Genomic DNA, 20,335 nt, shown 5'->3' with positions numbered 1-20,335 from the left:
CACCGCTGATAAACGGCCGTATCTTGGGCGTCTTCGCGCTCCTATTCTGCTCCGCATGATCTTTCCCGTTTTCTCGCGTTCCTATACCTCCATATTGCTCCTGGGCCTGCTGCTGGCCGCCTGCACCCGCGCCCCGCTCGCGCCGGCCGGGGCACCCGTAACGGCCACCACTGCCCAAACCGCCGCCCCGGCCGTGGTAGCGGGGGTGAGCCGGGAGCTGGCTGAGGACCGGGCCCGCCGGGTGTCGCGGCTGGGCTACGAGCTGAGCCTGACCGTGCCCGCCGACCGCGCCGCGCCCATCGAGGCCACCGAAACAGTGCGCTTCCACCTGGCGGCGGCCGGCCAGCCGCTCCAGCTCGACTTCCGGGAGCGGACGGCCAGCCTGCGCGCCCTGCGCGTGAACGGCCGCCCGGTGCCCATCGACCACCACGACGAGCACCTGGTGCTGCCCGCGGCCAGTCTGCGGGCGGGGGCCAACGCGGTGGAAATCGACTTCGTGGCCGGCAACCAGAGCCTCAACCGCAACGACGACTACCTCTACACCCTGCTCGTGCCCGACCGCGCCCGCACCGTGTTCCCGGTCTTCGACCAGCCCAACCTCAAGGCCGCCTTTACGCTCACCCTCACCCTGCCCGAAACCTGGGACGCCCTGGCCAACGGCCCGCTGCGGGATTCCACCGTGGCGGCCGGGCACAAAACCTACCGCTTCGCGCCTTCGGACACCATCAGCACCTACCTGTTCTCGTTTGCGGCGGGCCGCTTTACGCGCCTGCCGCGCACCGTGGCGGGGCGGACCATGCAGCTGCTGCACCGCGAAACCGATAAGAGCAAGCTGGCCCTGAGTCTGGACCCCATCTTCCAGATTCATGCCGACGCGCTGGCCTTCATGGAAACCTACACCGGCCTGCCGTATCCGTTTCAGAAGTTCGATTTTGCGGCCCTGCCCGATTTCCAGTATGGAGGCATGGAGCACGTGGGCGCCATCGACTACAAGGCCAGCTCGCTGTTTCTGGATGAGGGCGCGACCCAGGACCAGAAAATTGCCCGCTCCAACCTGATTGCCCACGAAACGGCCCACATGTGGTTCGGCGACCTGGTGACCATGCAGTGGTTCAACGACGTGTGGATGAAGGAGGTGTTTGCCAATTTCATGGCCGACAAAATCACCCAGGTGGCCTTGCCCGAGTCGAATTACGACCTCAAATTCGTTATCGACCACTACCCGGCCGCCTATGGCGTGGACCGCACCACCGGGGCCAACCCCATCCGCCAGAACCTGGATAATCTGAGCGACGCGGGCTCGCTCTACGGGGGCATCATCTACCACAAAGCGCCCATTATGATGCGCCAGCTGGAGCGGCTGATGGGGGAGGAGCCCTTCCGCGACGGACTGCGCGCGTACCTGCGGCAGTACGCCCACGGCAACGCCACCTGGCCCGATCTGATTCGGATTTTAGACGCCCGTACGCCCGCCGATTTGCAGGCCTGGAACCAGGTGTGGGTCAACCAGCCCGGCCGCCCGGTCTTCGATTACGACCTGCAAACTGCCCAGGGCAAGATTACCAACCTGCGCCTGCGCCAGCAGGCGGAAGATGGCTCTGACCGTATCTGGCCCCAGTTTTTCGAGGTGCTGCTGGTGTACCCCAACGGCCGCACCCGCGAGCTGACCGTGAACCAGAACGCCCGCGAAGTGCTGGTGCCCGTCGCCGTGGGCGAGCCGGCCCCGAGCTTCATCCTGTTCAACTCCACGGGCCTGGGCTACGGCGTGTTTCCCATTGATAAGCCGCTGCCAGCCAGCCTGGCGACCCTGCCCGCGCCGGTGGCCCGGGCGGCGGCCTACGTGAACCTCTACGAAAACATGCTCAACGGCCGCGCCCTCGCGCCCGCCGAGCTGCTGGCCGTGGTGCGCCGCCAGCTGCCCCGCGAAACCGAGGAGCTGAACCTCAAACTGCTCACTAGCCAGCTGACCGACGTGTACTGGAAGCTGCTGCCGCCCGCCCGTCGGGCCGCGCTGGCTCCTGCGTTGGAAACCGAATTGTGGCGGGCGATGGAGCAAAACCCCGCGCCCAACGTCAAGAAGCTGCTATTCAAAGCCTACCAGTCGGTGGCCCTGAGCCAGGCGGCCCAGGCGCGCCTCTACCGCATCTGGGACCAGCAGCAGGCCCCCACGGGCGTCAAGCTGACCGAGGATGACTATACCAGCCTCGCCCTGGCCCTGGCCGTGCGCGACTACCCGGCCCCCGCGCCCATCCTGCCTCGCCAGCTCACCCGCATCCAAAACCCCGACCGCCGCAAGCGCATGGAGTTCCTGCTGCCCGCCCTCGCGCCCGACGTGGCCACCCGCGACGCCTTCTTCGCCTCGCTTTCCGACGAGAAAAACCGCGGGAAGGAAGCCTGGGTTACGGCCGCGCTGGCCTACCTGCACCACCCGCTACGGGCCGCCAGCTCCGAAAAATACCTACCCCAAAGCCTGGCCCTGCTCGAAGAAATCCAGCGCACCGGCGACATCTTTTTCCCCTATTCCTGGCTCCAGGCCACCCTCGGCAGCTACCAAACCCCCACCGCCGCCCGCACCGTCCGCGAGTTCCTCACGGCTCATCCCACCTACAACCCCCAGCTCCGCGCCAAGCTTTTGCAGGCGGCTGATGATGTTTTTAGGGCGGAGAAGTTGGTGAAGTAGTTGTTTATGTCGACCCTAGGCCCCAGGGCTAAAGCCCTGGGCTAACCAGCGAAAATTGCCCCCGCTACGTAGCCCACGGCTTTAGCCCTGGGGATATTGAACAGCCTTACTTCCGTCGCCCTGCCGGCCGCGCACTTATCTGCCCGCGGAGCTTCAACACATAAACCAACAGGCCGGCAGCAAGCAAAGCCAGGGCAGCGGCCATTACTTCGCGGCTGGTGCGGGCGCCGGTAGCGGCGTCGGCGGTGGCCTGCAGGTCGCGCATTTTTTTGGCGTGCTGCCTTTCGCGCTCCTGTAGGTTCTGAATTTGGTTTTCCAGATCGTAGAAGCGTTGCTGGGTGCTGCTGCGGTCGGTTTGGGCCACAGTTACCTGCTGCTTCACCTGCTGGTTTTCGGCCACCACGGCGGCCGTGCTGCGCAACGTAGCCGCCTGCACCGCCTGAATCAGCTCGGTGTCTTTGCGGATGATGCCTTTAAGCGCATCTACCACTTCCTGCAGGTCTTTTTTGCTGGGCTTGTTGGCCAGGAAGGCGTTGCGCTGGCCATTGGCGGCCTCATACTGGCTTACTAGCTGCTGGCGCTCCGCAATAAGGCGCGGAACAGCGGGGTCGGCGGGGGCAGGCGTTTGGGCGAGGGCAGCGGTGCAGGACAGCGCGAGCAGAACGGGCAGCAGGGTTTTCATAAGCGCAAAGATTGGCCTTCTATCGGATTTTCTGCCTTGAAGGCCAAAGAAAAGGCCGCGGGGATAGTGCCATTCAATGAACAGCACTATCCCCGCGGCGCAACTCTTATTGGCTTCAAATAGAAGCCTACCGCTTCATTTCCACGATATTGGTCTTCGGAGCCACGGCGTTGCGGATGCTCACCTGGCGGGCTACTTCCTCGGCTAGCTGGCCGAATACGGTGGCGGCCGGCGAGTCCTTCTGCAGCATGACGGGCGTGCCCTGGTCGCCGTTTTCGCGGATGCTCTGCACCAGCGGAATCTGGCCCAGCAGCGGTAGTTCGTGCTTATCGGCCAGGCCCTGGCCGCCACCCTGGCCGAAGAGGAAGTACTTGTTGTCGGGCAGCTCGGCGGGCGTAAACCAGGCCATGTTCTCGATTACGCCGAGTATCGGTACGTTGATTTGGGGCAGCCGGAACATCTGCAGACCCTTCTCGGCATCGGCCAGCGCCACTTTCTGGGGCGTGGTCACGATAACGGCACCCGTTACGGGCACAGTCTGCACCATGGTCAGGTGAATGTCGGAGGTTCCGGGGGGCATATCGAGCAGCAGGTAATCCAGCTCGCCCCAATCCACCTCCGTGATAAACTGCTTGAGGGCCGAGGAGGCCATCGGGCCGCGCCACACAATAGCCGACTCGGCGGGCGCCAGGAAGCCAATGCTCATCAGCTTCACGCCGTGGGCCTCGATGGGCTGGATGCGGTTCTTGCCATCTTCGCCCTGAAACACGTGCGGCCGGGCGGCTTCCTGCCCGAACATCAGCGGCATGCTGGGGCCCGAAATATCGGCGTCGATGAGGCCCACCCGGGCGCCCGATTGGGCCAGCGCAATGGCCAGATTAGCCGTGACGGTGCTTTTGCCCACGCCGCCCTTGCCCGAGGCCACGGCAATGATGTTCTTCACGCCGGGCAGAATGTCGCGGTTCTGACGCATGGTCGTCACCCGCGAAGTCATCACGATGACCACCTCCGCCTCCTTGTCCACCATGGTATGGATGGCCCGCTCGCAGGCGTCGTGGATGAGCTGCTTGAGCGGACAGGCGGGCGTGGTGAGCACGACGGTAAACGAAACGGTGCGGCCGTTGATCTGCACGTCCTCAATCATGTTGAGCGTGACGAGGTCCTGGCCCAAATCGGGTTCCTCAACGTAGCTGAGGGCTTTGAGAACGGCTTCTTTGGTAATAGTGGCCATGATAATCAGTCGGGAAAGTGCGGATGCAAAGCGCAAAGATAACCCAGAAACCGGGGCAGAAGTTGGCAGAACGGCATTCGGATGAAATCGGGCCGTGTGGTGTCAGTTATAATCCAAAGCGGGCCAGCAAGGCTTCCTTGTATTGCTTGCCGATGGGCAGCGCTTCCGGCCGGTCGTAGAGCTCAACCTCGTTGCCGCTGATGGCCCGGATGGCATCGAGGCGCACGATGTAGGATTTCTGGATGCGGATGAAGCGGTCGGGGGGCAGTTGGTCTTCTACCCGGCTCATGCGCAGGTAGGTGATAATCATCTGGTCCTTGAGCACGATTTTGATGTAATCCTTCATGCCCTCGATGTAGTCGATTTCGGCGAACAGCACCCGGCGCAGGGAGTGGCCCTCCTTCACGAACAGGTACTCCGGGGCGGCCGCTGCCACCGGTGCGGCCGGCCGCGCCGAGAGCACCGCCTGGGCCTTGTTGACGGCTTTCATAAAACGGGGCAAACTCACGGGCTTCACCACGTAATCGAGGGCGTCGAGCTCGTAGCCTTCGAGGGCGTGGTGGGGCGAGGCCGTGATGAAGATAACGTAGGGCGGGTTGTGGAGGGAGCGAATGAACTCCAGGCCGTTGACCTGGGGCATGTTGATGTCGGAAAACAGCAGGTCGATGCGCTGGCGCTGGAGCACTTCCAGAGCCTCGAACACGTGCTCGCAGCTGGCCACCAGGTGCAGGTGGGGCAGCTGGGCCACGTAGCTTTCCAGCAGCTCGCGGGCAAAGGGCTCGTCGTCGATTATCAGGCAGTTGATCATGGATGCGGAAGGGGTAAAAGGCGGGTGGCGGCTACCGGCGCGGCGGCTTCGGCGGGTTGCAGGCGCAGCCGCAGGGTTACGGCGTAGGTGTAGGTTTCGGGGTGGCGGGTGATGGTCAGCGCGTAGTCGGCGGGGGCGTAGTGCAGGGCCAGGCGCTTTTGTACGTTAGCAATGCCCACGCCGCCCACCGCGCGCGGCGCGGCCTCGGGGCTGAAGCTGTTGCGCACCGCCAGGTGCAGCCAGCCGTCGGCGGCCGTCAGCTCAATTTCCACCCAGGAGGCTTCCAGGCTGCTATCGACGCCGTGCTTGAAGGCGTTTTCCACGAAGGGAAAGAACAGCAGCGGCGTGACGCGGTAGGCCGCCCAGGAGCCGGAGGCACGGTAGTCGATGCGCACTTTGGGGCCGTAGCGCAGCCGCTCCAGCTCCAGGTAAGCCCCCAGAAACCCGGTTTCCCGGTCCAGGGGCACCAGCGGAGCGTCCGATTCGTGGACCGTGTAATGCATCAGGTGGGTAAGGTGTTCTACCATTACGGGGGCGCGCTCGTCCTGCTTCACCACCAGCAGATACAGGTTGTTGAGCGTGTTGAAGAGGAAGTGCGGGTTGATCTGGGCCTTGAGAAAGTTGACTTCCAGGTTCAGGTTTTCGCGCTCCAGGCGCAGGCTTTGGTTGCTGCTACGGAGCAGAAACACGATAAAGCGCAGCAGAATGGGTGGTAGCACCGTCACCACAAAGTCGCTCAGGCCCATACTCACGGCCCGCCAGGCAAATACGCCGCCCCAGAGGCCATAATCGAGCACCCGATGCATGTACTTGTGGGCGTCGGGCGAAATCAGGCTCCGATAGTCGAGCCAGGCGAAGAAGCCGAACGAGAGCAGGGCCCACAGATAGTAGATGCCTACAAGGCCCGCCAGCGTGAGCAGCCAGCGCCCCCGCAGCAGCCAGCGCGGCAGCACCACGGCCGAGAAAAAGTAGAACCCCGCCATTGCGGCGGCGCTATTGGTCAGCACAAACCCCGATGTAACCAGCAAACCCTGCTGCCACTGGCTAAATACGAAATACTGAAAACCCGCGAACAGCGCCCACAACAGCGCGTGCCGAAGCAACCGGCCCGTGCCGAGCGGTAAGCCGGAAAAGCCTGGTACTCTGGCCAGCGGGCGCAAAGTGTTCAAGCGCTTTTTCATGCCGATAACTGAAGGTGAATTTCCACCCGCAATGTGTGGGCCTCCTCCGTGATGTGGACGGTGTGGCGGCCGGGGTAGTGCAGGGCCAAACGGCGCAGGGCAGCGGCCACAGCCGGCTGGGTACGGTAGGTGAGGGGCCGGGCGGTGGCCGCCACTGTGGTGCGGGTAAGCGTGAGGTCCACCGTGGCCGGGCCGACCGCCACGTAGCTGGTAAGGCGGCCGGCCGGCCCGGGCGCAGTATTGTCGTCGTTAAGGGTGGCAAAGAGTCGCTCCAGAAACGGGTGCAACAGCAGCGGCGCCAACTGCTGGGTACTGACGGTGCCCATAACCGTGTGCTCCATCTCGACGGTAGCGGGGCGGCGCAGGCGTTCCAGAGCCAGGTAATCGGCCAGAAACTCCAGCTCCCGGGCCAGGAGCACGCGCTCGGCATCGGTTTCGTAGAGGGTGTAGCGCATCAGATCGGCCAGGTGCAGCACCACATCGGGGGCGCGGGCATCGCGGGTTTGGGTGAGCTGGCGCAGGCTGCCCAGGGTGTGAAACAGAAACTGCGGATTGATTTGCGACTTGAGGTAGCCCAGCTCCAGGGCCAAGTGTTGGCGCTCCAGGCGCAGGCGGCGGCGCTCCACTACCAGCGCAAAAGCCAGAAAGCTGATGAGCACCGGAAACAGCAGCACGGCCAGCATGCCCATCAACACCTCCAGCTGCCCGTAGGGACTGAGCAGGTTGGCCCAGAAGTGGTCGACGTAAAAAGTGCGCAGGATACGGCGCATATCCGCATCCAGGGGCAGGTAGGCCAAGGCCAGCCGGGAGCCCACGTAGTTCCAGCTTTGGAAGGCATACAGCAGGCCCACCGCCCCCAGCAGGGCCCGACCGTAGTGCCCGCGCAGCAGCCAGCGCGGGATGATGAGGTAAACCAGGGCGTTGAACAGCAGGACGGCAAACCCCAGCTGCAAGGCGACCAGCGGCCAGATGGGGCCATCAAAATAGAAGTTGGGCCGGTTGTTCCAGGCGAAGTAGAAGCCCGCCAGCAGCCCCCATAGGCCCAGCTGCAACAGCCCGGCCGAAGCGGCGGTGCTTAGTTGCAGCCGGGGGCGTAAGGAAGTAAAAGTTGGGGCAGGCATGAAAAAAACGGGAGGACAACCGGCGCTTTGGTGGTGTGGGGCCGGGGGTTGGTCGAAGAAACTTCGGGCAGCCAAAGCTCTGCAATTTCTTTGGGCCAGATCTTCTTTCTCCTCCCTAACCTCCGCTATATGTTCCGCCTCGCCCTGCCCGCCGCCTTCCGTTCCGTTCCCGTTCGGGGCCTGGGGGCACTGGCCGCCCTCGTGCTGACCACCCTGAATAGCCCCGCTGCCCAAGCCCAAACCGCCGCTGCCTCCCTCGATACCACCTTCACCCGGCTGCTCCACAAGTACCAGTACCCGCTCACCCAAACCGGCACCCAACTTAGCGGCGCTGGCTGGGAAAAGCTGCGAAATGACATTCAGGAAAGCGCCTTGGTACTGATTGGCGAAGACCACGGCATGGCCCAGATTCCGCAGTTCACGCAGGCCGTAGCCCAGGTGCAGAAACCCAAAGTGTACGTGGCTGAAATTGACCAGTACCAGGCCCGCGACCTGAGCCGGCTGGCCGACCAGCCGGGCTTGCCCGTGGCATTCAACCGCCAACACCCCATGGAATTGGCTTTTTATAGCTGGCAGGAAGAATTTGAGTTGGCGCAGGCGCTTCGCCGCCAGCAAACGGCCTTTGTCGGGGTTGAGCAGGTGGGGGCGGCCACGGCGGGCCGGCTGCTGACGCTGATGGCCGAGCAATCGAAAAACAAGGCCACGAAAGCGTACCTCAGCAACCGGGCCATCGTGTACCAATGGCGCGACCGGGCCGATATGGTGAGTGGCACCTACAAACGGACCACGCTTATCAACCTGCAACCTTCTACCATCGATAGCCTACGGGCCATGACCCGGGCGGAGAGCCCAGCCGTGCGGCAAATGGTGGAGGACCTGGTGTTTAGCAGTCAGATTTTCAAGACTGGCGACCATCGCACGCGCGTGAACCTGATGAAGCGCAACCTGCTGGCCGGCCTGCGCCCTTACGACCAGCCCGGCCAGCCCCTGCCCAATATGCTGTTCAAGTTTGGGGCCTATCACCTGGGCCGGGGCCGCAGCATCTGGGGCGACATCTACGACGTGGGTAACCTGGCCTCGAACTTGGCTGATGCCCACGACCAAAAAAGCCTGCACATCTTCGTTATGGGTAAGCAGGGCGCTAAAACGGGCGGTTTTAATCCGGATGATTTCAGCAAAAACGCAGTTGCCTACTCGAATGCCGACGAAGATATGTTGAAGCCCTTTATGGCTGCCACTCCGGCCGGCAGCGCCTGGCAGGTGTTCGACCTGCGCCCTCTACGCCGGGCACTGCTACGCGACAAGTTAAACGTGCGCAGCACCGATTTAGAAGCCACTATCCTGGGCTACGATTACGTGGTTATCATCCCCGAAACCACCGCCAGCCGAAATTTCTAAACCGGGGTCGGCCGTTACTTGGCGGCGGTTCCTGCCTACCTTTAGGCTTCCGTTCCGCTGCTTACCTGTTGCCCGCACCGCCTTGGCCCGTATCCCCAAAGAAACCGTTGACCAGATCATCCACCACGCCGATATTGTGGAGGTGGTGGGCGACTTTGTGAGCCTCAAGAAGAAGGGCCAGAATATGTGGGCCTGCTGCCCGTTTCACCACGAGAAGTCGCCGAGCTTTTCGGTGGCGCCGGCCAAGGGGCTGTATAAGTGCTTTGGCTGCGGCAAGGCGGGCGGGGTGGTGCAGTTCATCATGGATATTGAGGGCACCAGCTACGTGGAGGCCCTGAAGTACCTGGCCAAAAAGTACGGCATCGACGTTCAGGAGGAGGAAAAGACCCCTGAGCAGCAGCTGGCCCAGAACGAAAAGGACTCCCAGTTTATCGTTTCCAACTGGGCCAAAGACCACTACCACCGGCTGCTGGAGCACGACGACGAGGGCCAGAGCGTGGGCTGGAGCTACCTGCGTCAGCGCGGCCTCAACCAGACCACCATTGCCACCTTCGAGCTGGGCTACTCGCTCGACCAGTGGGATAACCTGCTCAAATCGGCCACGACCGCGGGCTACGAGCAGAAATACCTGGAGAAAACCGGCCTCGTCGTGGTGCGCGAAGACGACAACGGCCAGGATACCGGCCGGCGCTACGACCGGTTTCGGGGCCGGGTGATGTTCCCGATTCATAACGTATCGGGCCGCGTGATTGGCTTTGGGGCTCGCACGCTCAAGCCCCACGATAAAACGGCCAAGTATCTCAACTCGCCCGAATCGGAGATTTACCATAAGTCCGACGTGCTCTATGGGCTCTACCAGGCCCGGCAGGCCGTCCGGAGCGAGGAGCAGTGCTATTTGGTGGAGGGCTACCTCGATGTGCTGAGTTTGCACCAGGGCGGCGTGAAGAACGTGGTGTCGACCTCCGGCACCTCGCTCACCGACGGGCAGATCCGGCTCGTGAAGCGCTACACCGACAACGTGACGGTGCTCTACGACGGCGACGCGGCCGGTATCCGGGCCTCGCTGCGGGGCATTGATATGCTGCTCGAAGGTGGTTTGAACGTGCGCGTGGTGCTGTTCCCGGACGGCGACGACCCCGACAGCTACATCCGCAAGGTCGGCGACCAGCGCTTTAAGGACTACCTCGAAACGGCCAGCCAGGACTTTATCCAGTTCAAAACCGACCTCGTGAGCCGCGAGGCCGCCCACGACCCGGTGAAGAAGGCCGAGGCTATTCGCGAAGTGCTCCAGAGCATTGCCAAAGTGCCCGACCCCATCAAGCGGCAGGTGTTTCTGCAGCAGACCTCGCAAACCTTCGGCATCGACGAGCAGGTCATTATTAGCGAGTACAACAAGCTGGCCCGGCAGCCCGCCGGTAAACCTGGCACCAGCGGCGGCAGCAACACTAGCAGCGGCGGTGGGAGCGGGGCCGGTTTCCAGCCCGAAACCCGCAGCCAGTCGCCCCGCCCCAGCCGCCAGCTGAGCCCCGAAGAAGAAGCCGAAGCCCTCATGTACGGGGCCTCGCCCGAGGATTTGGCCGGCGGCGGTACGGGTGCGGCTACTGAGGACATGGAGCCGGTGCCCGATATTCTGGAGCGCTGCGAGCGGGAGGTGGTGCGGCTGCTGCTGCTGTACTCGGCCCAGCCGCTGGCCCCCGAAGTGAGCGTGGCCCAGTACCTGCTGGAACAGCTCGACGATACGACGTTCAAGACCAGCATTTACGCCGATATGCTGCATCTGTGCCGCGAGGAACTCAACCAGGGCCGCTGGCCCGAAGTGCGCACGCTTATCCAGCACGGCCGCGCCGATATCCGGAGTGTGGTGGCCGAGTTGGCGACTGAGAAATACGAGCTGAGCCCCAACTGGACCACCCACCAGATTTATGTACCCCGCGAATTGGACGTGTTGCAGCCGGCCTGCGACAATGCCATTCTGCGCCTCAACAAAGTGAACGTGGAGCGCGAACTGGCCGTGCGCCTCGAAGCTCTGCGCCACCCCACCGACGAGGCCGAGATGATGGAAAACCTGCAGACTATCCACCTGCTCAAGCAGATGGACAACCAGCTGGCCAACCTGCTGGGCACGGTTATTCCGCGCCTGAACGGCTAGCGCTAGGGCCGTTCTGCTTTTGCGCTATAATCGCACTGCTGCCCTCCATCCTTGCCATTGCGCCCCCGCCTGCCGTTCTTGCGGCCCCAGTACTAACCCTTGCGGGCCCATCCGGCAACTCGCTATTCACGCCCGGAAAGCTAACGGCTATTAGCTAACAGCTTCAAATACAAATGCCCCCCATCATCCAGCCTCCCCGCTCCGGCCTGCTGATTTACCTGCGTAATGTATGGCAGCGCTTCAACCTAGGCCGCTTCGTGGGGGCGCTGGTGCTCACGGGCACCGCCCTGGCCGCTGGCATTACCGGGTTCATGTGGATTGAGAAGTTCTCGTTTCTCGATGCGCTGTACATGACCATGATTACCGTTTCGACGGTGGGTTACCAGGAGGTGCATCCGCTTTCGGACGCGGGCAGGTTGTTCGTGTCGGTTTATATTTTCTTCAACCTGCTGATTCTGGCCTACCTGCTGTCGGTGCTGAGCACCTACATCTTCGACGGGGGCCTGCGCACGATGTTCGCCATGCTTAAAAACGACCAGCAAATCCGGCAGTACTCCGGCCATGTGATTGTGTGTGGCTTCGGCCGAAACGGCCGCAAAGCCTACCTGGAGCTGCGTGCCAGCGGGGCCGATGTGGTAGTAGTGGAACAGAATGAGGCCGTTTTTAGCGCCGCCGCCGCCGAGGATGCGTTCGGCCCCATTACGGTCGTGCGCGGCGACGCCACGCTCGACGAGTCGTTGCAGGCGGCCGGCATCGAGCGGGCCCGCGCCCTCATCACGGCCCTGCCCAAAGATGCCGACAACGTGTTTGTGACCCTGACGGCCCGGGAACTGGCTCCCCAGATAACCATTGTGGCCCGCGCCAGCCTCAAAAGCTCCGAAACCAAGCTGCTACGGGCCGGGGCCAACTCGGTGGTCATGCCCGACGAAATCGGGGGCTCGCACATGGCCAACCTCATCATGCGGCCCGAGGTCATCCGGTTTTTGGACATGCTTTCGGGCCTGGGGCCGCACCGGCTGCGGCTGGAAGAAATGCGCGCTGAGGAGCTCCGGCCCGAACTACGGGGCCAGAGTATCCGCCAGCTCGACGTACGTTCGCGCACTGGCTCCACCGTCATTGGCCTGCGCCATCAGTCGGGCGAGTTCACCATCAGCCCCCCCGCCGACCTCGTGCCCGGTACCGGCGACGTGCTGCTGTTTCTGGGTACCGAGGAGCAGATACTGAAGCTACTGGATACGTTTCGGGAAGTGTAGCGGAAGGAGGGCTGCGGGGTAGCTATTTTGGCTGACTGGGCTTTGCCTGATGTTACAGCCACCGCAGAGACTGGCGGCCCAAAACCTGATGGTTCGTCAGGCATCGGCTGCGGAATTTGCGCGGGCGCTACCGCCCCAAATCTGGAATAAGAAGTTCTCGGTGAGTAAAAGCGGTCAGCCACTCTGCTTGCCATGCGGTTGTCCGTGCCTTACGGATAACCTAGACGACCAAAATTTTTACCGGTTTACCTATGCCGGCGAGGTAGATGTGGCGGGTACATTGCGCGTCGTCAAGCGAGAAGAATACAACGGGCAGCACTATTTAATTTTTAACACCCAAAATCATTGCCAACGATACCCTCTACCCGGCTACCCGCACCGGCTAGGCTCTTTGTTGGTAGCTCTCAACGAAGCTGAAACAACGGACCGCAGGCGTTTTATGGAAATCTGGTAAAGAAAACCAACCGGGTTACGGCGGATTCGGCGGATTACTTTATCGGCCGACTTCGAACAGGATGAACTCCGGTTTACGGTGGCTGGAAGAGAAAAAGTATGTCGATAGTTGCCCGCTACCACTAAGGCCATCCTGTTCTGATGCAGTGAAGCCCCTGGCGCTGCCAACCCACAGCTGCCCATGCTTCTTTTGTAGCTTTACGGGCTACTTCGCCGCTGTCCATCCCGTGCACATCCTCCAAATCTGCCCGCGCGTTCCGTTTCCGCCCACCGATGGCGGGGCTATTGCCATGTACGACGTGGCCGCCGGCCTGACCCGCGCCGGCCACCGCGTAACCGTGCTGGCCCTCAACACGCCCAAGCACCAGCAGCCCGCCACTGTGCTCGACCACCTGGGCCCCCGCGTGCGCCTGCTGACGGTGGAAGTAGACACCCGCCTTTCGCCGCGCAAAGCCCTGCAAAACCTGCTTTCCAGCACGCTGCCTTATAACGTAGAGCGGTTTGTGAGCCCGGCCGTGGAAGCGCAGCTAGCCGAGCTGCTTAAGCAGGAACAGTTCGATGTGGTGCAGGTGGAGGGCACCTTTGTGGCCTGGTACGTGGCGGCACTAAAGCGGCTGGCCCCCACGGTGCCGGTGGTGCTTCGGGCTCACAACGTGGAGCATACCATCTGGCAGATGCTGGCCGATAAAACCCGTAACCCGCTCAAGAAGTGGTACCTGCGCCAGCTGGCCGGCCGGCTGCGGCGCTTCGAGCAGCTGGTGCTGCCGCGCTTCGATGCCGTGGCCGCCATCACCGAGCCCGACCAGCAGCGGCTGCGGCGGCTGGGCTGCTCCGAGCCGGTGGTGTTCGTGCCGGCCGGCGTCGAGTTGGGCCGCTTCCGGTCCGACCCGGCCATCCGGCCCCGGCCGCGGACGCTGTGCATGTTGGGCTCGTTTGATTGGTTGCCCAACCAACAGGGGCTTGAGTGGCTGCTGCGCGAGGTATGGCCCGAAGCCCGGCGGCAGTTTCCGGCGCTGGAGCTACACATCGGCGGCAAAAATATGCCCGAGCGGTTCCGGCAACTGCAACTGCCCGGCGTTACGGTGCACGGCTTCGTCGAGTCGGCGGCCGCGTTTATGCAGCAGTACGAGCTGATGCTGGTGCCGCTGCTGAGCGGGGGCGGTATGCGCATCAAAATCATCGAGGGCATGGCCTTGGGCAAGTGTATCCTCAGCACCACGCTCGGGGCCGAAGGCATCCACGTAAAACCCGGTTTTGATATTGTGGTGGCCGATTCGGCCCCGGAGTGGCTGGCGCAGCTGGGCCGCTACTACCGCGCCGAGCTGCCGGTGGCTGCCATTGGGCAGGAGGCGGCCCGCACTATCGCCCGCCGCTACGACAACGCCCGGGTAATAGAAAGCTTCCTCGATTTGTACACCATTCTGCTGCCCGCCCGTGCCGCCACTCCCTGACGTGCTGGCGGCGGCCACGTTCTGGTGCAGCCTGCTGCTGGTGGCCCACACCTACGTGCTCTACCCAGGGCTGCTGGCCCGACTGGCCCGGGGCCGCCGCCAGAATGCCGAGGTGTACGCGCCCGACAGCGCCCATCTGCCGGCCGTGGCTGTGCTGCTGGCCGTGTACAATGAGGAGCAGGTGATAGAGGAGAAGATCCGCTCGACCTTCGCCACCACCTACCCCCCCGACAAGCTCACGTTCTACATCGGCTCCGATAACTCCACCGACCGCACCAACGCCCTCATCACCCGGTTGGCGGCCGAGTACCCGGGCCTGAAATTCCGGCCGCTGGGGCAGCGTACCGGCAAGCCCGGCGTGATGCAAGTGCTTTCCGCAGAGGCCACCGCGCCGGTGCTGGTACTCACCGATGCCAACGTGTTTTTCACGCCCGACACGCTGTATGAGCTGGTGAAGCACTTCCGCAACCCGGCCGTGGGGCTGGTGGGCGGCCATATTCTCAACCCTGAGCACCGCCAGGAGGGTATTTCGGGTCAGGAAAAGGCGTATCTGGAGCGCGAAAACCTGATCAAATATCAGGAAGGCGTGGTATGGGGCAGCATGATCGGGGCCTTCGGGGGCTGTTTTGCGGTGCGCCGCGCCTGCTACCACCCGGCCCCGCGCGGCTTTATTGTCGACGACTTTTTCATCTCGATGGCGGTGCTCCAGGACGGCTACCAGGCCATCAACGAGCTGGGCGCGGTGTGTCACGAAGACGTGTCGGACCAGCTGCCCGAGGAGTTCCGGCGCAAGGCCCGCATTTCGGCCGGCAACTTCCAGAACCTGGTGGCCTTCCGGCGCCTGTTGTGGCCGCCCTGGCGGGGCGGGGGGTTCGCGTATTGGTCGCACAAGGTGCTGCGCTGGCTCACGCCGCTGCTGCTGCTGCTCATGCTGGGCAGCAGCGCCCTGCTGGTGGCGCGGGGCGGCGGCTGGGTGTACCGGCTGCTGCTGGCCGGGCAGCTGGGCGCGCTGCTGCTGCCGCTGCTCGATGCCGCCCTACACCGCCTGGGAATTCATCTGCGGCTGCTGCGCTTTATCAGCCATTTCTACTCTATGAACGCGGCCCTGCTGCTGGGCTTCTGGCGCTACCTGCGCGGCGTCAGAACGGCCATATGGGAGCCTACCGCCCGGTTCCAAGGGAAGCGGTGAGTAGTGAGAGGTGAGCAAAGGAACGTCATTCAGCACATGCTTCTCTAAGCGCAGTATGCGCTGAATGACGTTCCTTTACTCACCTCTCACTACTCACTTCACCTTGAGCCATATGAAACCACTGCGCATTGCTATTCTGGGTTGCGGCAACATGGGGCTGGCCTTTGCCAAAGCCTTTCTGCATTACAACTTGGTAGCCCGGCCCGATTTGCTGCTGGTGGCCCGCCACGACGAACACTGCCAGCGCCTGAAGGGCCAGCATCCCGAACTTCCCGTTGGCGAAATAAGCGCCGCCGTGGCCGATTACGACGTGGTGTTGGTAGCCGTGAAGCCCCAGGACTTCAGCCAGGTGGCCGTGGGGCTGCGGGCGGTGCTGCAGCCGGGGCAGGTGGTCGTGTCCATTATGGCCGGCATTCCGATAGCGCGGCTGCAGCGCGAGCTGGCCCACCAGCAGGTGATGCGGGCCATGCCCAACGCACCGGCGCTGCTGGGTATGGGTATCACCGGCTTTTCGGCCGCGCCCGAAGTCGAGCGCAGCCGGCTGCATCAGGTCGAAAACCTGCTGAATGCCACCGGCCGCTCCATTTTTCTGGAGGATGAGAGCCTGCTTGATGCCGTGACGGCCGTGAGCGGCAGCGGGCCGGCCTACTTCTACTTTCTGGTGCAGGCCATGATGCAGGCGGGCCAGGAAATGGGCTTTTCCGAGTCGGTGGCCGGGCTGCTCGTTAAGCAAACCATGCTCGGGGCCTACCACCTGCTCAACACCTCCGCCCAAAGCCCCGACGAACTGATTGCCGCCGTGGCCTCGAAAGGGGGCACCACCGAAGCCGCCCTGCGCGAGTTCCGGGCCGGCCACCTGGCCGAAACCCTGATTGCCGGTATGAAGGCCGCCCAGCAGCGCGCCACCGAACTGGCCAGTGAGTAAAGGCGCGAGTCGTGCCGGCTTGGCCTCGCCATACCGGCACGACTCGCGCCTTTACATCTGGGCGAGCTTCTCCAGCTGCATTTTCCGGGCTACGTCCTGCACGAAGTCTAGGCTTTTTTGCTCGGTGGCTTCAATTTTTATCAGGAATCGGCCGCCTACGGTGAGCAGCAGTTCGGCCCGGCCGTCCTTTTTATGAAAGGTTTCCATGCCTTTCACGCCGTCCATCCGAAGTTGGGTGGGGCGTAACATCTGCTCGTCGTTTTCCTGCTCTAAACCCAGCGCAAACATGGCGGCCGCGCCCTGGTACAGGTCCTGGGCACCGTTGTAATCGGTCAGGCTTACATCCAGTCGCGCCTCTCCGTTTCTGAATTCCTGGCTGGCCGTAGAGAAAGCAATTCGGCCGGCTTTCATCGACTCGCCGCTCGGCTCCCCGGCCGAGTAGCCGCCCGGACTGGCTGGCAGATACTGCTGTAAGTCCTTGTAGGGAAGTGAAATGGTGTCGCCGCGCTGCTTTCGCTCTTCGCTTTGGGTTTGAGCTTCCTCCAGGTTTACCTTGGCGTTCTTGCCTATTTTATTGATTTGGCTGAGCGTGTCGTACGAGTCTTTTGCTTGTTGGGCCTGCTCACAACCAACGGTCAGTAGCAGCGTGGAAAGCAGGAGCAGAGAAACTTTCATAGGTAAAGGGAGAAGGGTACCGGATACAATGCTTCAAATATAAATATTAATAAATATATAAAATAATAGTTATAAAAATTAGCGGAAAAGAATAACAATTAACCACGTTGACAAGTGCCCGGCTGGATGGGGGCTGCTGCCAAGCCAGGTTGTAACTTTGCCCCGTCGGTGCTGGTTGTACCGGCAGCTGCGTGGTAGCCCGCAAGGCGCTACCAAATCCGTGCAATCCGAAAAAAAACCGCGCTAATCCGTGTTCCATGCTTGATTCAATTGAAGAAGCCATTGCCGATATCCGCGCTGGCAAAGTGGTCGTTGTTGTTGACGATGAAGACCGCGAGAATGAGGGTGACTTTATCTGCGCCGCCCGTTGCGCCACGCCCGAGGTCATCAACTTTATGGCCACCCACGGCCGGGGCCTTGTATGCGCCCCGCTGCTGGAGCAGCGCTGCGAAGAGCTGGGCCTGGAGCTGATGGTCGGCCGCAATACGGCCCTGCACGCCACGCCTTTCACCGTAAGCGTTGATTTACTCAAGAACGGCGTCACGACCGGCATTTCGGCTTCCGACCGCTCCAAAACCATTCTGGCCCTCATCGACCCCGAAACCAAGCCCGAGGAATTGGGCAAGCCCGGCCACATTTTCCCGCTCAAGGCCCGCAAAGAAGGCGTGCTGCGCCGCGCCGGCCACACCGAGGCGGCAGTGGATCTGGCCCGGCTGGCGGGGTTCGAGCCGGCGGGCGTGCTGGTGGAAATTCTGCAGGAAGACGGCGAAATGGCCCGCCTGCCCGAGCTGCGCGAAATTGCCAATAAGTGGGACCTGAAGCTGATTTCGGTGCAGGACCTCATCAAATACCGCCTCGAAAAGGAAAGCCTGATTGCCCGCGAAATATCGGTGCGCCTGCCCACCGACTTCGGCGACTTCGACCTGATTGCCTACACCCAGCAGAGCAACAACGCCCAGCATCTGGCGCTGGTAAAAGGCGATATTTCGGGCCCCGAGCCGGTGCTGGTGCGCGTGCATAGCTCCTGCGTCACGGGCGACATCTTCGGCTCGTGCCGCTGCGACTGCGGCCCCCAGCTGCACCGCGCCATGCAGCAGATTGAGCGCGAAGGCCGCGGCGTTATCGTGTACATGAACCAGGAAGGCCGCGGCATCGGGCTGCTCAATAAGCTAAAAGCATACAAGCTGCAGGAGCAGGGCCGCGACACGGTGGAAGCCAACCTGGAGCTGGGTTTCGGCATGGACGAGCGCGACTACGGCGTGGGCGCCCAGATTCTGCGCGACCTGGGTATCAGCAAGATGCGGCTGCTCTCCAACAATCCCCGCAAGCGCACCGGCCTCATCGGCTACGGCCTGGAGGTGGTGGAGTCGGTGGCCATTGAAGTAGAGCCCAACGAGCACAACAAGCAGTACCTCACCACCAAGCGCGACAAGCTGGGCCACACCATTCTGCACCAGACCGGCGCGGCGGCAGTCGGCACTACAGCCGCCGAATAGCGTAGGTGAATAGCCTTTTGTAAAGTAGGCCCCTGTCGTACTATATTCGGCAGGGGCCTGCGCCTTTTCTGCCCCCCGCCAATTACCGGTTTTTGCATGCTACGCGTCCTTTTCGTTTTGGCTATTGCCCTTAGCGCACTGCTGGCGGGCTTCCCGGCGCAGGCCCAACCGGCCGCAAAGAGAATTCCCACGGCCAGCGAAGTGAAAAAAGCCGTGGAGCACTTGGCTAGCTTGGCGGGGGGCGAAGGGGATAACCCGGAGAGCCTGGGCGGGGTGGCGAAGAAGGTGGTAGCCTACCTGAAAGTGCATCGGCCGGATGAAGGCGAGGCCAGCAAGCTGGGGTTGAGGCTAGCGGCTTCCTATAACGACGCGGCCCGGATTCGGGTGTATCTGTTTACCCACAACTCGGGCGGTAGCCGGGGCACCATAAGTAATGTGGTGCTGCAGTGGCAGAACGTGGCGGGGAAGTTGTTCGCCTACTACGTGCCGGTAGAGTGTGGATTTGATGCCATATTCCCTTTGCAGACACCTAGCCGAAAGATGTATCTGTTAGTAGGTTATGAAAGAGGAAGTGGAAGTTGCGTGAACTGTTCAGCGTATGTAATAGAGTTGAAAGGTGATTACTTAATTCTGGATAATAAAGTCTTCGGCGATGAATCAGGGTTAGAAATCTGCAACGTAACGATGGAATTTGATGCTACAAAACAAATGTTGTCGGTAGAAGCTGATGATATGTTCGGCGAACAGTCAGATGGATATTCTGACAAACCTTTTCGGCCCACCAAATACGTGTTTCGCCAGGGGCATTTCATCAAGATACCGTAACCAAGGCATCCCTTTTTCAATCTGATTATGAAAACATTCATCGGCCAATTAGTAATGTTGCTGCTGCCGCTGGCGGCGCTGGCCCAGCGCGGGGCGGGGCAGGGCTTCACCCAGCAGTTCAACCAGGGCAGCGTGCTACTGAGCTCGGGCGACACGCTCAGCGGGCCACTGGCGCTGCACCGGGGCGAAGAAACGTTGACTATGAGCCTGCCCGACAATACCGTGCGCACGCTGCCGGCCGTGAACGTGCAAAGCTTCGCTGTGCGCGGCGAGCAGTACGACCGCAACCGCGAGCGGTTTTACTACGACGATTTTTACGCCATGCGCCAGGGCTACTATTCGGGCCGTCCCGCGTTTGGCGCCCCCGCCCCCCGCCGCCGCGAGCGGGCCGACACCAACCTGACGCGCGTGTTTCGGGTGTACCGCTGGAACCGCGACAATGACTACAGCGACTTTAGAGCCCCCGGCTTTTTCGAGCAGCTCAGCAGTGGCCCCATTATCCTGCTGCGCCGCGAGGGGCTGGTGGAGCGGCCCGTTGCGGCCGGCAGCCCCTACGGCTACGGGGGCTACGGCGGTATGCCCGGCCGCACGATGGGCTACTACACCGAAGTCAAGGATAACTTCTTCCTGGGTCTGCCCGATGGTACTGTGCTGGCGTTGCGCACGCCTAAAAAGGATCTGCCCAACTACTTCAGTACCCACGCCCGCCAACTGGCCCAGTACGCCAAAGCCAACAAACTTAGCTACACCGACGCCCGCGACCTGGCCTACCTGGTCAACTACGCCAACTCGCTGGAGGCCGTGAAATAGTGAGCTGG

16 protein-coding genes are annotated in these 20,335 nt (G+C 62.2%); 10 read left to right on the top strand and 6 right to left on the bottom strand.

Features of this window, described 5'->3' with window-relative positions:
• Window positions 1–55: 55 nt before the first annotated feature.
• Complete coding sequence (locus BLW21_RS03210) at window positions 56–2,680, top strand: M1 family metallopeptidase (RefSeq protein WP_092737864.1); 2,625 nt, start codon at window positions 56–58, stop codon at window positions 2,678–2,680.
• Window positions 2,681–2,786: 106 nt separating this feature from the next.
• Here BLW21_RS03210 and BLW21_RS03205 read toward each other — a convergent pair whose 3' ends face one another.
• The 5 genes from BLW21_RS03205 to BLW21_RS03185 form a co-directional block, all read right to left on the bottom strand.
• The gene (locus tag BLW21_RS03205) at window positions 2,787–3,362 is read right to left on the bottom strand and encodes a hypothetical protein (protein ID WP_092737862.1); all 576 of its coding nucleotides are present in this window, start codon (window positions 3,360–3,362) and stop codon (window positions 2,787–2,789) included.
• 127 nt (window positions 3,363–3,489) lie between these two features.
• Window positions 3,490–4,593: an Mrp/NBP35 family ATP-binding protein gene (locus BLW21_RS03200; protein WP_092737860.1), complete on the bottom strand. Its 1,104-nt coding sequence runs from the start codon at window positions 4,591–4,593 to the stop codon at window positions 3,490–3,492.
• 106 nt (window positions 4,594–4,699) lie between these two features.
• The gene (locus BLW21_RS03195; RefSeq protein WP_092737858.1) at window positions 4,700–5,401 is read right to left on the bottom strand and encodes a LytR/AlgR family response regulator transcription factor; all 702 of its coding nucleotides are present in this window, start codon (window positions 5,399–5,401) and stop codon (window positions 4,700–4,702) included.
• Window positions 5,398–6,582 (bottom strand): sensor histidine kinase, encoded by a 1,185-nt coding sequence (locus BLW21_RS03190; RefSeq protein WP_092737856.1) that lies wholly within the window; start codon window positions 6,580–6,582, stop codon window positions 5,398–5,400. The genes BLW21_RS03195 and BLW21_RS03190 overlap by 4 nt, the downstream gene beginning before the upstream one ends.
• Window positions 6,579–7,703: a sensor histidine kinase gene (locus BLW21_RS03185; protein ID WP_092737854.1), complete on the bottom strand. Its 1,125-nt coding sequence runs from the start codon at window positions 7,701–7,703 to the stop codon at window positions 6,579–6,581. Before BLW21_RS03185 ends, BLW21_RS03190 begins: the two co-directional genes overlap by 4 nt.
• A gap of 129 nt (window positions 7,704–7,832) precedes the next feature.
• Here BLW21_RS03185 and BLW21_RS03180 point away from each other — a divergent pair, with 129 nt between their 5' ends.
• The 6 genes from BLW21_RS03180 (at window position 7,833) to proC (ending at window position 16,521) form a co-directional block, all read left to right on the top strand.
• Entirely contained in the window at window positions 7,833–9,101 is a 1,269-nt protein-coding gene (locus tag BLW21_RS03180) for a hypothetical protein (RefSeq protein ID WP_092737851.1), read from the top strand.
• An 82-nt stretch (window positions 9,102–9,183) separates the two neighbouring features.
• Window positions 9,184–11,250 carry a DNA primase gene (gene dnaG / locus BLW21_RS03175; RefSeq protein ID WP_092737849.1) on the top strand — a complete coding sequence of 689 codons (2,067 nt, stop codon included), beginning with the start codon at window positions 9,184–9,186 and terminating at the stop codon, window positions 11,248–11,250.
• A gap of 173 nt (window positions 11,251–11,423) precedes the next feature.
• Entirely contained in the window at window positions 11,424–12,503 is a 1,080-nt protein-coding gene (locus BLW21_RS03170) for a potassium channel family protein (protein ID WP_245711793.1), read from the top strand.
• Between the two features lie 680 nt (window positions 12,504–13,183).
• A complete protein-coding gene (locus BLW21_RS03165) occupies window positions 13,184–14,407 on the top strand; it encodes a glycosyltransferase family 4 protein (protein ID WP_175470842.1) in 1,224 nt (407 codons plus the stop codon).
• Entirely contained in the window at window positions 14,391–15,596 is a 1,206-nt protein-coding gene (locus tag BLW21_RS03160) for a glycosyltransferase (RefSeq protein WP_175470841.1), read from the top strand. Before BLW21_RS03165 ends, BLW21_RS03160 begins: the two co-directional genes overlap by 17 nt.
• A 121-nt stretch (window positions 15,597–15,717) precedes the next feature.
• Window positions 15,718–16,521: a pyrroline-5-carboxylate reductase gene (gene proC, locus BLW21_RS03155; protein ID WP_092738319.1), complete on the top strand. Its 804-nt coding sequence runs from the start codon at window positions 15,718–15,720 to the stop codon at window positions 16,519–16,521.
• Window positions 16,522–16,572: 51 nt separating this feature from the next.
• Here the strand turns inward: proC and BLW21_RS03150 are convergent, their stop codons facing one another.
• Complete coding sequence (locus BLW21_RS03150; RefSeq protein WP_092737842.1) at window positions 16,573–17,196, bottom strand: hypothetical protein; 624 nt, start codon at window positions 17,194–17,196, stop codon at window positions 16,573–16,575.
• A 257-nt stretch (window positions 17,197–17,453) separates the two neighbouring features.
• On the opposite strand from BLW21_RS03150, the gene BLW21_RS03145 reads away from it, so the two are divergent.
• The 3 genes from BLW21_RS03145 (at window position 17,454) to BLW21_RS03135 (ending at window position 20,327) form a co-directional block, all read left to right on the top strand.
• On the top strand, window positions 17,454–18,692 hold the full coding sequence (locus BLW21_RS03145) for a bifunctional 3,4-dihydroxy-2-butanone-4-phosphate synthase/GTP cyclohydrolase II (protein ID WP_092737840.1): 1,239 nt from the start codon (window positions 17,454–17,456) through the stop codon (window positions 18,690–18,692).
• A gap of 96 nt (window positions 18,693–18,788) precedes the next feature.
• The gene (locus tag BLW21_RS03140) at window positions 18,789–19,517 is read left to right on the top strand and encodes a hypothetical protein (protein WP_092737838.1); all 729 of its coding nucleotides are present in this window, start codon (window positions 18,789–18,791) and stop codon (window positions 19,515–19,517) included.
• 27 nt (window positions 19,518–19,544) lie between these two features.
• Complete coding sequence (locus tag BLW21_RS03135; RefSeq protein ID WP_092737836.1) at window positions 19,545–20,327, top strand: hypothetical protein; 783 nt, start codon at window positions 19,545–19,547, stop codon at window positions 20,325–20,327.
• The last annotated feature ends 8 nt before the right edge of the window (window positions 20,328–20,335 follow it).

The sequence above is a fragment of the Hymenobacter psychrophilus genome, from assembly GCF_900107135.1.
Lineage (GTDB): Bacteria > Bacteroidota > Bacteroidia > Cytophagales > Hymenobacteraceae > Hymenobacter > Hymenobacter psychrophilus.
This window is presented reverse-complemented; position numbering and strand designations above follow the sequence as displayed.